The sequence below is a fragment of the Immundisolibacter cernigliae genome, from assembly GCF_001697225.1.
Lineage (GTDB): Bacteria > Pseudomonadota > Gammaproteobacteria > Immundisolibacterales > Immundisolibacteraceae > Immundisolibacter > Immundisolibacter cernigliae.
In genome coordinates, this window is record NZ_CP014671.1 from 670,360 (window position 1) to 683,356 (window position 12,997).

Here is a 12,997-nt window from a genome sequence, read left to right on the forward strand (position 1 = left end):
CCTACAGAGGATCCTCCGACGTCAGGGCCCGCGAATCGCCACGCAGCAGACGCAGACCGTTGCCGACCACGAGCAGGCTGGCGCCCATGTCGGCGAACACCGCCATCCACATAGTCGCGTTGCCGAAGATCGCCAGCCACAGAAACACGGCCTTGATGCCAAGGGCCAGACTGATGTTCTGCCACAGTACCGAGTGCGTCCGGCGCGACAGGCGGATCAGTTCCGGGATGCGGCGCAGGTCGTCGTTCATGATCACGACGTCGGCGGCTTCCAGGGCCGTGTCGGTGCCGGCGGCGCCCATGGCGATGCCGATGTCGGCCCTGGCCAGGGCCGGCGCGTCGTTGATGCCGTCACCGGTCATGGCAGTCGCGCCGTAGTGCCGGCGCAGGGTGTCGATGGCGTCCAGCTTGTCCTGCGGCAGCAGATCGCCGCGCGCATCCTGGATGCCGGCATGCTGCGCGATGGTGCGCGCCGTGGCCGCGTTGTCGCCGCTGAGCAGCACCGGCGTGACGCCGAGGGCCTTCAGCTCGGCCACGGCGGCGCGCGAGCTGCCCTTGATCGTGTCGGCGACCGCGAACAGCGCCAACACGGCTGACTGCGAGGCCAGCAAGGTCACCGTGCGGCCCTGGTTTTCGTGTACCGCCAGGCGCGCTTCCAGCGCCGGGCTGCACAGCCCGCGATCCTCGATCAGGCGGTGATTGCCGAGCAGGAAAGCCGCCCCGTCCACCGTGCCCTGCACGCCGCGACCGGGCAGGGCCTGAAAGTCACCGACCGCAACGCCGCCCAATCGCAGACCTTCGGCAATTGCGCGCGATACGGGGTGATCGGAGCGGCCGGCAAGGCTGGCAGCCAGGGCCAGATGCGTCGCGACATCGCCGCCGTCGATTGCCACGGATTCGACCAGCTTCGGCTTGCCTTCGGTGATGGTGCCGGTCTTGTCGAACGCGATGGCCTTCAGTTTGCGTGCGTCTTCCAGGTACACGCCGCCCTTGATCAGGATGCCGCGGCGCGCGGCGCTGGCCAGCGCACTGACCACCGTCACCGGCGTCGAGATCACCAGCGCGCACGGGCAGGCGATCACCAGCAGCACCAGCGCCTTGTACGCCGCCTGCGCCCAAGTCCAGTCCATCAGCCAGGGCGACAGCAGCGTCACCGCAACCGCCAACGCGAACACGCCGGGCGTGTAGACCGCTGCGAAGCGGTCCACGAAACGCTGTGTCGGGGCGCGCGAGCCCTGCGCCTGCTCGACCGCGTGAATGATGCGCGCCAGCGTGGAGTCGTCAGCGGCCGCGGTGGTGCGAATTTCCAGCTCCGCGGCCTGGTTGATGGTGCCCGCGAACACGCCGTCGCCGATGGTCTTGTCCACCGGAATGCTCTCGCCGGTCACGGGTGCCTGATCGATCGCGCTGGCGCCAGCGGTGACTACGCCATCCAGCGGTACGCGCTCGCCGGGGCGGATGCGCACGATGGCATCGACCGGTACGTCGGCCGCCGCCACGGTTTGCCACGTTCCGTCCGCCTGGCGCAGCTGCGCCTGCTGCGGCGCCAACGCCAGCAGGCTCTGGATGGCGTTTCGAGCACGGTCCAGCGAGCGCGCCTCGATCAGCTCGGCGATGGCGTACAGCGCCATCACCATCGCCGCTTCCGGCCACTGGCCGATCAGGAAGGCGCCGGTCACCGCCACGCTCATCAGCGCGGTGATGTTCAGGCGCCCGTGGCACAGCGCGCTGAAGCCCTTGCGGTAGGTCTCGAAGCCGGCGAGCCAGATTGCCGCCGCCGCCAGCGCCATTTCGATGCCGGTGACGGCAAGGCCCGCGCCGCCGAAGTACGCCAGGCCCTCGGCGCCCGCCGCCAGCAGCAGGGCGATGACTGGTCGGCGCAGGCCGCCGAGCATGCCCTCAATGTCGTGCGGATCGGCAGTTCGATTGCCGTCTTGCGCGGATGGAGCCAGCGGCTGCGGGTCGAAACCCGCGCGGCGGATGGCTGCCAGTGCCTCGGCGATCACCGGCTGGGGGGCCGAGATGGCGAGTGTGCGGGCACCGAGCTGAAAGCTCAGGGACACGATACCCGCCACCGGTTCCAGCGCGCGGCGAATTTCGGACTCCTCGGCTGCGCAGTCCATGGCCTGAATGCGAAAGCGTGCCGCGGTGCCGCTGCTGCGTTCCGCCTCAGGCCCGGAAGAGATCGAACGGTCCATGCAAGGGTTCCTCAATGCGCATCTGCCAGAACTCAGTCATCGGCTCGGGGCCGACCGTTGTTTGAGGCATTCCGACATCAGACATTCCGGGACCCGAGCACGATGACGGCCATGCCGAGCAAGGCAAGGCCCACGCCCAGCCAGTCGGTCATGGATGGCCGCACCGAATCCACGGCCCACAGCCACAGCAGCGCCATGCTGACGTACACGCCCCCATACGCCGCATACACGCGCCCGGCCGCCTGTGGGTGCAGCGTCAGCAGCCACACGAATGCCGCCAGGCTGGCCGCCGCGGGCAGCAGCAGCCATACGGAGTGGCCCTGCTTGAGCCACAGGTACGGCAGATAACAGCCCAGGATTTCGGCGAATGCGGTCAGCACGAAGAGGCCGAAGGTTTTGAGCAGTTCCATTGCGGCCATCGCGTTCAGATCTCCGACCAGCGCGGGCTGGAGCCAGGGATTCCAACCTCCACCGGCGCGTCAGGAGGTCAAGCGCCGCGCGCGCCACGCCATCCGGTACAGGCCCGGCAGCACCAGCAGCGTGAGCACGGTGGACGACACAATGCCGCCGATGACCACGGTGGCCAGCGGGCGCTGCACCTCGCTGCCGATGCCGGTGTTGAACGCCATCGGCACGAAGCCCAGGCTCGCCACCAGCGCCGTCATCAGCACCGGGCGCAGGCGGGTCAGGGCGCCTTCGGTGATGGCTGCGTCCAGTGCGCGGCCCTCGTGACGCAGTGACTTGATGAAGCTGACCATCACCAGCCCATTGAGCACCGCCACGCCGGACAGGGCGATGAAGCCGACGCCGGCCGAGATCGACAGCGGGATGCCGCGCGCCCACAGCGCCAGCACGCCGCCGGTCAGCGCCAGCGGCACGCCGCTGAAGATCACCAGCGCGTCGCGCGCCGAGCCGAAGGCCAGCCACAGCAGGCCCAGGATCAGCGCCAGCGTGACCGGCACCACGACGGCCAGGCGCTGCGATGCGGACTGGAGCTGCTCGAAGGTACCGCCGTAATCCAGCCAGTAGCCGGGCGGAATCTCGACCTGCGTACTCATGCGTTGCTGCACTTCGGCGATGAAGGAGCCCAGATCCCGCCCGCGCACGTTGGCGGTGACCACCACGCGGCGCTTGCCCTGCTCGCGGTTGATGGCGTTGGGGCCGAGGCCCAGCTCGACCTGTGCCAGCTCGCCCAGGGGCACGTAGCCGCCGCCGGGCAGCATCACCGGCAGGCGCGTCATGGCGTCGGCATCACTGCGCAAGGGTTCCGGCAGGCGCACCACGATGTCGCTGCGCCGGTCGCCTTCGTACAGCAGGCCGGCAGTTTCGCCACCGTAGGCGGCGGCGACCAGGTCCTGAAGATCGGCCACGTTCAGGCCGTAGCGGGCCAGCACCTCGCGCCGGGGGGTGACGGTGAGGATCGGCAGGCCGGTGGTCTGCTCGGTCTTCACATCCGCCGCGCCGGGCACGCCGCCGAGCACTGCTTCGATCTGCTCCGCAACGGCGTCGAGCGTGCCGAGGTCATCGCCATAGACCTTCACCGCCACATCCGAGCGCACGCCGGAAATCAGCTCGTTGAAGCGCATCTGGATCGGCTGCGTGAACTCGTAGTTGTTGCCGGGCACGCCGGCGGCCAGGCGCTCCAGGTCCTTCACCACCTCGGTTTTGGGCTTGCCGGGGTCGGGCCAGTCCTTGCGGTCCTTGAGCATGACGAAGGTGTCGGCGACGTTGGGCGGCATCGGGTCGGTGGCAATCTCGGCGGTGCCGATCTTGGCGAACGCGCGCTCGACTTCCGGCGCGGTCTTGAGCGTGGCTTCGAGCTGTTCTTGCATCTGCACCGCCTGCGTGAGACTGGTGCCCGGGATGCGCAGCGCGTGCAGGGCGATGTCGCCCTCGTCGAGGCTCGGGATGAATTCCGAACCCATGCGCGTGGCCAGCCAGCCGCAGGCCACGACCAGGGCGAGCGTGAGCGCCAGCAGCGCAAAACGCGCCCGCAGCGCCAGTGCCAGCAGCGGCGCATAGCCGCGCCGCGCCCAGCGCATCAGCGTGTTGTCGTGCTCCGCCACCGGGCCGCGGAACAACAAGGCCACCGCCGCCGGCACGAAGGTGAGCGACAACAGCAGCGCGGCGGTCAGCGCGGTGACCACGGTGATCGCCATCGGGTGGAACATTTTTCCTTCCACGCCGGTCAGCGCGAAGATCGGCAGGTACACGGCGGTGATGATGCCGACGCCGAACAGCGAGGGCCGGATGACTTCGTTGGTGGCCTCGAACACCACGTCGAGCCGTTCGCGCTCGCTCAAGGTCCGGCTGCCGGCGGTGGCCAGTCCCAGTCGGCGCAGGCAGTTCTCGACGATGATGACCGCGCCGTCGACGATCAGCCCGAAATCGAGCGCACCCAGGCTCATCAGGTTGGCCGAGGTGCGCGACTGCACCATGCCGGTGAAAGTCATCAGCATGGCCAATGGAATCACCGCCGCAGTGAGCAGCGCGGCGCGGATGTTGCCGAGCAGCAGAAACAGCACCACGATGACCAGAAGCGCGCCTTCGAGCAGGTTTTTCTGGACCGTGGCCAGGGTCTTGTCGACCAGCGTGGTGCGGTCGTAGACCACGTTGACGGTGATGCCCGGCGGCAGGCTGCGTTTGGCCTCGTCGAGTTTTTCCGCCACGGCCTTCGACACCGTGCGGCTGTTCTCGCCAACCAGCATGAACACCGTGCCCAGTACCGCCTCCTGACCGTTCTGGGTGGCGGCGCCGGTGCGCAGTTCGGAACCGATCCCAAGCTGCGCTACGTCGCTGACCCGCACCGGCGCGCCGCTGCGCTGCGCAACCACGATACGGGCAAGATCCTGGAGCGTCGCCGCCTGCCCGGGCACGCGCAGGAGTTGTTGCTGGCCGTTGCGCTCGATATAGCCGGCGCCCAGGTTGGCGTTGTTGGCGCCCACCGCTCGCACCACGTCCGCGAAGCTCAGCCCGTAGGCCAGCAGGCGGCCCGGGTCGGGGCGGATCTGGAACTGCTTGCCATAGCCGCCGATGCTGTTCACCTCCACCACGCCCGGCACGCGCAGTAACTGGGGACGGATGATCCAGTCCTGCGCCTGGCGCAGGTCGGTGGGCGTAACGGGTGAGCCGTCGGCGTTTTTAGCGCCCGGCGCCGCGTCCACGGTCCACATGAAAATCTCGCCCAGGCCCGTGGCGATGGGGCCGAGCTGCGGCTCCAGGCCAGCCGGCAATTGCGACTTCACCGCCTGCAGGCGCTCCGACACCAACTGCCGCGCGAAGTAGATGTCGGTGCCGTCCTCGAACACCACCGTCACCTGCGACAGCCCGTAGCGCGACACCGAGCGGGTGTACGCCAGCTTCGGCAGCCCGGCCATGGCGGTTTCTACGGCAAAGGTCACGCGCTGCTCGGCTTCCAGCGGCGTATAGCCGGGCGCCTCAGTGTTGATCTGCACCTGCACGTTGGTGATGTCCGGCACCGCGTCGATCGGCAGGTGCTGGAAGCTCCACACGCCAAGTCCGGCGAGGGCAAGCACCAGCACCAGCATCAGGCCACGGCGGTGGATGGAAAAATGCAGCAGTGTTTCGAGCATGGGATGAGCCTTACAGGACGATGCCAACACGCCGCAGCAGCGCCAGCATCAGGAAGTAGGACAGCGCAGTGAGTGCGCTGGCGACCAGCAGGGCCGGATAGAAGCCGACGCCCCGGCGCAGCAGCACCGGCAGGCTGACAAACAACACCAGCGACGGCAGCACCAGCCAGAAGATGCCGATCGACAGGCGCGCGATGCGCTGCGGGTCGTGCGTGTCGTGCCACAGCCAGACCATCGCCAGCACCGATACCAGCGGCAGCGAGGCCAGCAGCGCGCCGACCCAGCTCAGGCGCCGGGCGGCTTCAGATATCGCCACCACCAGCGCCGCCGACAGGGCGTACTTGACGAGCGTTTCCATGGCCGGCTCAGTGGTCGTGCGAGGCGCCCGACTTTTCGATGTCGGCCTTGATCAGGTAGCTGTTTTCGCTGACGTACTCGGTGCCGGGTTTGAGGCCGGCCAGCACTTCCACGTACTGCCCGTCGCCGCGGCCCAGTTCCAGCATGCGCACCTCGTAGGTCTCGCCCACCCGGGCGAACACCACCGTGAAATCCCGAAACGTCTGCAGGCCGGAGGCCTTCACCGCCAGCGGCACCTGCGCGCCACCGACCATGACCTCGGCATTGACGTACAGCCCCGGGGTCCAGCCACCGTCGCCGGCATCGAAACTCGCCCACACCGTCAGCGCCTGGTTGGCATTGCCGCTGGCGGGGGCGATGCGGGTAATGGCACCGCGGGTCGTGCGCTCGCCGTCCACTGTTGTGAGACGCACTTCCTGGCCCACGCGAACGCGCGCCAGATCGCGCGGAAACACGGCCAACTCGGCCCGCACCTGCGCAAGGTCGCTGATCGTGAACAGGGGCATGTCGCCGGCCTGCTGGCCGGGATTGGTCATGCGCGCGGTGATGACGCCCCCGATCGGCGCCGTGACCGCATAAACCTGTAGCGAGTCGTTGGATTCCACCCGCGCCAGCACTTCGCCGGCGCGCACGCTGTCGCCCACGGTCTTGCTCACGCTCTTGACCACGCCGGCAAAGCGCGCGCCGACGTCCCGCACCGCGTCCGGGTTGGTCGCAATCGTTCCGTACAGCGGCAGCAGGTCGCGGATCAGGCGCGGGCCGGCGGTTGCCGTGCGGATGCCGGCTGCCTTGGCGCTGTCTGCGGCGATGGTGACGCGGCCTTCGTAGCTGTCGTACGCCCAGCGATGGGTCTTGCCCTCGAACTGGGCCTGCACGGTCACATCGAAGGAATGCGGTTCGGTCACCACGCCATCGCCGCGCAGAAAATCGCCCTGCGGCGCGAAACGGAACAGGTTTTTCTCGCCGTCCAGACGGGCGAGCTCGACCGTCAGTTGCACGGCATCCGGGGCCACGGGCTGGCCCTTGCTGGTCACCCAGGCGCGGTATTCCGGCGGCACGCCCTCCTCGAAGATCGCCAGCTCGACGACGAAGTCGCCATCGGCCAGCAGGAGCCCGTTGTGCGGGCCCCTGGCCGCTTCCTGCGCCGCGCCGGCGCCGTGGTCGGAGTGCTCGGCAGGTGTTTCGGACCGGCCACAGGCGGCGAGCGTCAGGCCAAGCAGGGCCACCAGGGCCCAGTGATGCAGGTTTTTTTTCATGGCTGGCTCGATTCGGTGGCGATGGGGCCCGGTGCGGGCGCGCCGGTGAGGCGCTGGATTTCGATCAGATGGCCGTGGTACTCGGCCGCGGCCTCGATCAGGCGGCGCCGCTGCGTGGCCCACTCGGCCTGCGCATCGCGCAGTTCCAGCAGCGAGTAACGACCGCGCGCGTAGGCATGGCGGGTTTGTGCCAACGCGGCCTCGACCGCGGGCACCACCCGTTCGCGCTGCGCCTCGACCTCGACCCGGGCGTGGTTCAGCTCCTGCCAGATTTCGTACAGCCGGGCCTGCGCCCGCAGCATGGCCTGCTCGCGCTCGGGGCCGACCTGTGCCAGGCGGGCTTCGCTTTCCAGCACGTTGCCGCGCTCGCGCGAGGCACCAAACAGCGGCACGGAGGCGGAGAACATCAGCCCCACGTCGTCGATCGCCTCCAGCCGGCGGATTCCGGCGCCCAGCGTCAGGCCCGGCGTGCGGCGGGCCTGGGCCAGGCGCAGTTCGGATTCGCGCAGGCGCGTTTCACTGGCAAAGCGCAGCAGATCCGGCGTGGTCTGCATTTGCGCCAGCAGGGCGTCGAAGTCCGCCACCGGCGGCAGGTGCAGCAAATCACCCTCGCCCGGTCCGAAGTCGGCCTCCAGGGTGCCGGTGGCGGCGGCGAGGTGCCGGCGCGAGGACAGCAGTTCGTGCTCGGCGTGTTCCTGCGCCAGGTACGCCCGTTCCAGCGAAACCTGCGCCCGCGAGCGTTCCGCCAGTGGCGCGCGCGCGGCGGCGACCCGCCGCTCGACTTCCGCCAGGGTGCTGCGGGCAAGCTCGGTCGCCTCGCGCGTGATGGCAAGCTGCGCCTGGTCCGACAGCACGTGCACGAATCGGCGAGCGACCTCCGCGCGCAGGTCCAGGTGCGCGATCTGGGCATCGGTGGCCACCTGCTCGCGACCAGCGGCAGCGGCCTCGATGCGCCGGTCGCGCAGACCGCCGCGTTCGATCAGCTGGCTGAAGCCGAGTGTGGTCTCGGCGGTCGAATAGCCGCTGACCTCGCCCGTGCCGAAGGCGTTTTCCACGGTGAGACCCAGCACCGGCGCCGGACGAATGCCGGCCTGGACGGCGCGCGCATCGGCGGCCTCAAGTTGCGCCCGGTAGGACGCGAACAGCGGGTGACGCGCCTCGGCGCGGGCCAGCGCCTCCGCCAGCGTGAAATGCGGCCCGGAATGCTCGGCATGGTGTGCGTCGACGGCGTCAGCCGCGATGGCCAAGGGCGTGCCGAACACGCTCATGACGGCCGCGCACAGCCGCGCGCACCGGATCGAAGAAGAAAACATGCAGCCCCCGTCAGGGAATCGAACAGGCGTCCACCAACGGCGGACGACGCGGGTTCAGGAGGCGTGCAGAGGCGGCCCGCGCAGCAGCGGGCGACAGAAGCGGGGTGGGGAAGCGGAAGGCGGCGGCGAGGCGGCGGCGGCGATCCGCAGCCGGGCGAACAGGACAGTTACCAACCACAGCGCCGCCAGCAAGAGTGGCAGGTCAAGACCCCACTTGCCGGACTTGGTCAGCGCATCACCGACCAGCGAGACATCGCGGTCATCGTGCGCCTGGCCGTCGTGATGATCCGCGTGATGTCCGGAATCGGTTACATGCAGGCTGGCCGGAGGCTCGCTGCCGTCAAGGCACAGGTGCAGATGCGCGCCGCCCAGCCGCGCGAACAGCAAGGCGACACAGACCAGTGTCAGTAACCAGGGGCGAGGCGGACAGCGCAGGAACATGGCGCGAAGTCTAGCGGATTTCCAGATGCACAGGCTCGAGTAGCCCAACTCTCGAATGAGGCCTCGCCGCTTGCCCCTTTGCAAGCGCTGGCCGCAGCCGCTAGCCTCGCATCGCCCTGCGTCCGAGAGGAGACCGTTCATGCCCGTTCCGGCGCACATCCTGAGTGGTTACCGGGTGCTTGACCTGAGTCAGGTGGTGGCGGGGCCGACCACCGCACGCCTGATGGCCGAGATGGGCGCCGAGGTGATCAAGGTCGAGTTGGCGCCTGACGGCGATTTGTCGCGCCGCCTGCCCTATATACGTGACGGGCGCAGTGCCTACTTCGTACAGCAGAACCGCGGCAAGAAAGGTCTGTGTGTGGACGTGCGCACGCCGGCCGGGCGGCAGATCCTGAGCGATCTCGCGGCGCGGGCGGACGTGCTGATCGAAAATTTCTCCCCCGGTGCCATCGGCCGCATGGGTCTGGACTGGGACACCGTGCATGCGCTCAATCCGCGCCTGGTGATGTGCTCGATCTCGGCCTTTGGTCAAAGCGGACCGCTGGCCAATCTGCCGGGCTATGACTACATCGCGCAGGCCTATTCCGGCTTCACCAGCCTGATCGGCGAGCCGGATGGCTCGCCGTATTTTCCGCAGCTGGCGTTCGGCGATGCGGCCAGCGGCGGTTTTGCGCTGGCGGCGGTGCTGGCGGCCTTGCTGCACCGCGAGCGCGGCGGCGCGGGCCAGTATCTGGACATCAGCCTGCTGGATGTTTACGTCAGTGGCCAGGAAATCGGCATCCAGGCGGTGAGCGCGAGTGGCGGCAGCATCGTGCCGCGGCGCACCGGCCGGCAGCATTTTTCCGTCGCGCCGCTGGGTATTTTCAAGGGCGCGCAGGGCTATCTGGTGATCGTTGCGCTCGGCAGACAATGGGATCAGCTGTGCCGTGTCATGGGCCGGCCGGAACTCGCCGCGGACCCGCGCTTCTCGGAAAACGCGACGCGCGTGGCCAACCTGCCCGAAGTGGTGACCCTGATCGAGAATTGGCTGGCCTCGGTCGGCGATGACGCCGAGGCGATCCGCCTGCTCGAAGCCGAGCGCGTGCCGGTCGCACCGGTGCTGTCGGTGGAAGATGTGGTGAAGTTGCCCCACGCGCGACTGCGGCGCACGGTTCGAACCATTTTCGATCGCGCGCTGGGCGCGTTCGACGTGCCCGGCGTGCCGCTGCGTTTTTCGGCCTTTCCCGACGAACTGCCACTGCAGGCGCCGTTCCTGGGCGAGCACAACGCCGAGGTCCTGGGCGGTTTGCTGGGCTACGATGCGGCGCGCATCGGTGCGCTGCAAACGCAGGGCGTCCTTCTATCGCGGCAGGTGTAGATGGTTCTTCGCCCTGGCGCGTTCAGCGGCAGCTCAGATCACACCATGCCGGCCCTGCGTAGGGCATCCAGGTCACTCGCTGCCAATCCGAGAGCACCGTACAGCTGTGCATTAGGACGCGATATCCGCCGCATCAGCGGGCCTCTGTAACCTTTCGGCAACACAAATGACACAGCACAAACTTGCAGCAAGATCTGCTCGGACCGACGACCGGCTCCGGTGCACATCGGCACCCCGCCGCATCCTGCCTGCAGTCACCACCCCGCGGGGCACGGCCGCCCGCCATCGGTGCCAATCGCATGGCGCATGAACTCCTGCTGCCGCAGTGGTCGATGGGCATGCAGGACGGCCAGATCACACGCTGGCTGAAGGCCCCGGGCGATCCTGTGGCCGACGGCGAGGCTATCGCCGAGGTGGAGTCCTCCAAGGTGGCGAGCGAGCTGCTGGCCGACCGCGAAGGCGTATTCCTGCGAGCGCTGGTCGAGGTCGGTCAGGTCGTGCCGGTGCGCACTGCGCTGTGCCTGATCGGCGCACCGGGCGAGCGCCTTGATGCCGGTCCGGACATTGCCGCAGGCACTGCACCGCTGGCCGTCGCCCCGGCCGCCACCCGCCCTGCCCCATCCGGCACCGGCAACTTGCAGGTCACGCCGCGCGCCCGCAAGCTGGCTGCCGAACGCGGCGTCGATCTGGCACAGGTGCGCGGCAGCGGGCCTGCCGGACGCATCGTGGAGGCTGATATCGAGGCCCTGCCGGACCAGGCCGGCGACGGAACCTATTCGCTGGCCCAGCGCCGTGGCCGCATTGCCGAGCGCCTGCTCGCCAGCCTGCACGGCAGCGCACAGCTGACGCTGAGCCGGGACATCGACGTGACGGACCTGACCGACTGGCGGGCCCGGTTGCCCTTTCGTGCCGGCTGGGGCGACCTCGTCGGCTACGCCGTCAGCCGCGTCTTGGGCGGGCATCCGCCGTTCAACGGCACCATCGAGGGCGACCGCGTCCGCATCGGCTCGCAGGTGAATCTGGGCTTTGCCGTGGCGCTGCAAGGCGGCCTGGTCACCCCGGTCATCCACGACGCCGGCCGCAAAAGCCTGCGCGACTTGGCGCAACTGGCGGCCGAGCTGGCCAGCCGCGCCCGCAGCGGCACGCTGCGCCCACAGGATGTCGACGGCGGCACCTTCACCGTTTCGAACCTCGGTGGCCACGGCATCGACGCCTTCACGCCCATCATCAACCCGCCGCAGATTGCCATCCTGGGCCTTGGCCGGGTACGTGAGATAGCGCAGCGCAGCGACGGCGGTATAGCCTGGCGGCAATGCATGACCGTGAGCCTGACCTTCGATCATCGCATCGCCGATGGCGTGCCGGCGGCTGTGTTTCTGCAGGATCTGGCGCAGTTCCTGAGTCGTCCGGAGGGCTTCCAGTCCGGCGCCTGAGCCTCACGGTCGGCGCCGCGTCAGTCCCTGATGATGCTCGTGCGGCGATGCTCGTCATCCGGGAACACGCGGCCGGTCATGATGGTTTGCCAGATATGGTCGAAGACCTTGCCCGGCTCGCCGGCCTTCTTGCCGGACCGAAAATAACTGTGGCCCTTGGGCGTGTCGTAAGCGGTGTTCACGTCGTCACAATCCACGGCGTAAACGTTCGTCGGCGTGAGGGCCATGTTCTCGGGCCGGTATGGCCCAGGCGACGCGAGGCGATCTTGTTCTTCAGGTTCGCCACCTTGCTTGAACGCAGCGCCAGGTCGTCCGAGGCGTAATACACCACCACATTGCGCGATGCGTGGCTGATGAGTTCACCGGCGTGCCCCTTGTGCACCGATTCGTTCTCGATATCCGCCGCCACCAGATAGGTGTTTCGAAACAGCAGCGGCACGCCGCTTGGCAGGTCGTACTTGTCCCAGGCACACAGCGTCTCGCGCAGCACGCGATTGCCCATGGAGTGCGCCAGCATGTTGATGCGCTTCAGGCACGGATCGTCGGTCGGGTTGCGCTGGGCGTCATCGCGCCATTTCATGAAGTGCCCCAGCACCCGGGCCAGGGAAAAGGCACTCGCGTCGGCCGCCTTCTGGTCGTCCCAGTAGTCCTTGACGATTCCCTGGTCATCGTCACAGGGCCATACCACCGGCAGCACCAGCAGCTCCTTTTGCTTCCTTTTGTCGCACAGCGCCTGCAACTCCGCCGCCCCGTCGAATACCGCCTCCGGCAGATTCGAGAAGCCGTGGAGGTACACCAGCAACTGCCGATACGGCGAGGACTTCAGCTCGGACATCAGATTGAAGCCGCCGATTTCCTCGTATTTATCCTTGCCCAGCCGCCGGCAATAGAACACCGAGTTGGAGGCTGCGTTGTTCTTGAGATCAAAGTCGAAGGCACGGCCGACGCGGCTCTTGATGCTCTGCGTCGGGAAGCGGTTGGTTATGAACAACATGGCACGACCTCTCATGCGAGCTTGAGGGCGCACAGTGTCCGCCGCCCTGCGCCGTT

The 12,997-nt window shown here is 68.1% G+C and carries 11 protein-coding genes; 2 read left to right on the forward strand and 9 right to left on the reverse strand.

Annotation, left to right across the window (positions count from 1 at the left end):
* Position 1: 1 nt before the first annotated feature.
* The 7 genes from PG2T_RS03190 to PG2T_RS03220 form a co-directional block, all read right to left on the reverse strand.
* Positions 2–2,197, reverse strand: coding sequence for a heavy metal translocating P-type ATPase (locus PG2T_RS03190; protein WP_068802798.1), 2,196 nt, complete (start codon positions 2,195–2,197; stop codon positions 2–4).
* A gap of 77 nt (positions 2,198–2,274) precedes the next feature.
* Complete coding sequence (locus tag PG2T_RS03195; RefSeq protein ID WP_068807652.1) at positions 2,275–2,607, reverse strand: YnfA family protein; 333 nt, start codon at positions 2,605–2,607, stop codon at positions 2,275–2,277.
* Positions 2,608–2,676: 69 nt separating this feature from the next.
* Positions 2,677–5,790 carry an efflux RND transporter permease subunit gene (locus PG2T_RS03200; protein ID WP_068802799.1) on the reverse strand — a complete coding sequence of 1,038 codons (3,114 nt, stop codon included), beginning with the start codon at positions 5,788–5,790 and terminating at the stop codon, positions 2,677–2,679.
* Between the two features lie 10 nt (positions 5,791–5,800).
* The gene (locus PG2T_RS03205; RefSeq protein ID WP_068802800.1) at positions 5,801–6,148 is read right to left on the reverse strand and encodes a DUF3147 family protein; all 348 of its coding nucleotides are present in this window, start codon (positions 6,146–6,148) and stop codon (positions 5,801–5,803) included.
* A gap of 7 nt (positions 6,149–6,155) precedes the next feature.
* Entirely contained in the window at positions 6,156–7,403 is a 1,248-nt protein-coding gene (locus PG2T_RS03210; RefSeq protein ID WP_068802801.1) for an efflux RND transporter periplasmic adaptor subunit, read from the reverse strand.
* The gene (locus PG2T_RS03215; protein ID WP_068802802.1) at positions 7,400–8,671 is read right to left on the reverse strand and encodes a TolC family protein; all 1,272 of its coding nucleotides are present in this window, start codon (positions 8,669–8,671) and stop codon (positions 7,400–7,402) included. Before PG2T_RS03215 ends, PG2T_RS03210 begins: the two co-directional genes overlap by 4 nt.
* Positions 8,672–8,770: 99 nt before the next feature.
* Positions 8,771–9,157, reverse strand: a complete 387-nt coding sequence (locus PG2T_RS03220; protein WP_068802803.1) for a hypothetical protein — start codon at positions 9,155–9,157, stop codon at positions 8,771–8,773.
* 139 nt (positions 9,158–9,296) lie between these two features.
* Here PG2T_RS03220 and PG2T_RS03225 point away from each other — a divergent pair, with 139 nt between their 5' ends.
* On the forward strand, positions 9,297–10,514 hold the full coding sequence (locus tag PG2T_RS03225; RefSeq protein WP_068802804.1) for a CaiB/BaiF CoA transferase family protein: 1,218 nt from the start codon (positions 9,297–9,299) through the stop codon (positions 10,512–10,514).
* Positions 10,515–10,813: 299 nt separating this feature from the next.
* Complete coding sequence (locus PG2T_RS03230) at positions 10,814–11,947, forward strand: dihydrolipoamide acetyltransferase family protein (protein WP_068802805.1); 1,134 nt, start codon at positions 10,814–10,816, stop codon at positions 11,945–11,947.
* Between the two features lie 20 nt (positions 11,948–11,967).
* On the opposite strand, the gene PG2T_RS16380 is transcribed toward PG2T_RS03230, so the two are convergent.
* Positions 11,968–12,129 carry a hypothetical protein gene (locus tag PG2T_RS16380; RefSeq protein ID WP_202816406.1) on the reverse strand — a complete coding sequence of 54 codons (162 nt, stop codon included), beginning with the start codon at positions 12,127–12,129 and terminating at the stop codon, positions 11,968–11,970.
* Complete coding sequence (locus tag PG2T_RS03235) at positions 12,126–12,941, reverse strand: alpha/beta hydrolase (RefSeq protein WP_202816407.1); 816 nt, start codon at positions 12,939–12,941, stop codon at positions 12,126–12,128. The genes PG2T_RS16380 and PG2T_RS03235 overlap by 4 nt, the downstream gene beginning before the upstream one ends.
* Between the last annotated feature and the right edge of the window lie 56 nt (positions 12,942–12,997).

What these genes read in the sequence shown, in the direction of transcription:
- PG2T_RS03205 (WP_068802800.1), bottom strand. Translation starts at nt 6,148, where the DNA reads ATGGAAACGCTCGTCAAGTACGCCCTGTCGGCGGCGCTGGTGGTGGCG.
- PG2T_RS03215 (WP_068802802.1), bottom strand. Translation starts at nt 8,671, where the DNA reads ATGAGCGTGTTCGGCACGCCCTTGGCCATCGCGGCTGACGCCGTCGAC.
- PG2T_RS03195 (WP_068807652.1), bottom strand. Translation starts at nt 2,607, where the DNA reads ATGGAACTGCTCAAAACCTTCGGCCTCTTCGTGCTGACCGCATTCGCC.
- PG2T_RS03210 (WP_068802801.1), bottom strand. Translation starts at nt 7,403, where the DNA reads ATGAAAAAAAACCTGCATCACTGGGCCCTGGTGGCCCTGCTTGGCCTG.
- PG2T_RS03225 (WP_068802804.1), top strand. Translation starts at nt 9,297, where the DNA reads ATGCCCGTTCCGGCGCACATCCTGAGTGGTTACCGGGTGCTTGACCTG.
- PG2T_RS03230 (WP_068802805.1), top strand. Translation starts at nt 10,814, where the DNA reads ATGGCGCATGAACTCCTGCTGCCGCAGTGGTCGATGGGCATGCAGGAC.
- PG2T_RS03220 (WP_068802803.1), bottom strand. Translation starts at nt 9,157, where the DNA reads ATGTTCCTGCGCTGTCCGCCTCGCCCCTGGTTACTGACACTGGTCTGT.
- PG2T_RS03200 (WP_068802799.1), bottom strand. Translation starts at nt 5,790, where the DNA reads ATGCTCGAAACACTGCTGCATTTTTCCATCCACCGCCGTGGCCTGATG.
- PG2T_RS03235 (WP_202816407.1), bottom strand. Translation starts at nt 12,941, where the DNA reads ATGTTGTTCATAACCAACCGCTTCCCGACGCAGAGCATCAAGAGCCGC.
- PG2T_RS03190 (WP_068802798.1), bottom strand. Translation starts at nt 2,197, where the DNA reads ATGGACCGTTCGATCTCTTCCGGGCCTGAGGCGGAACGCAGCAGCGGC.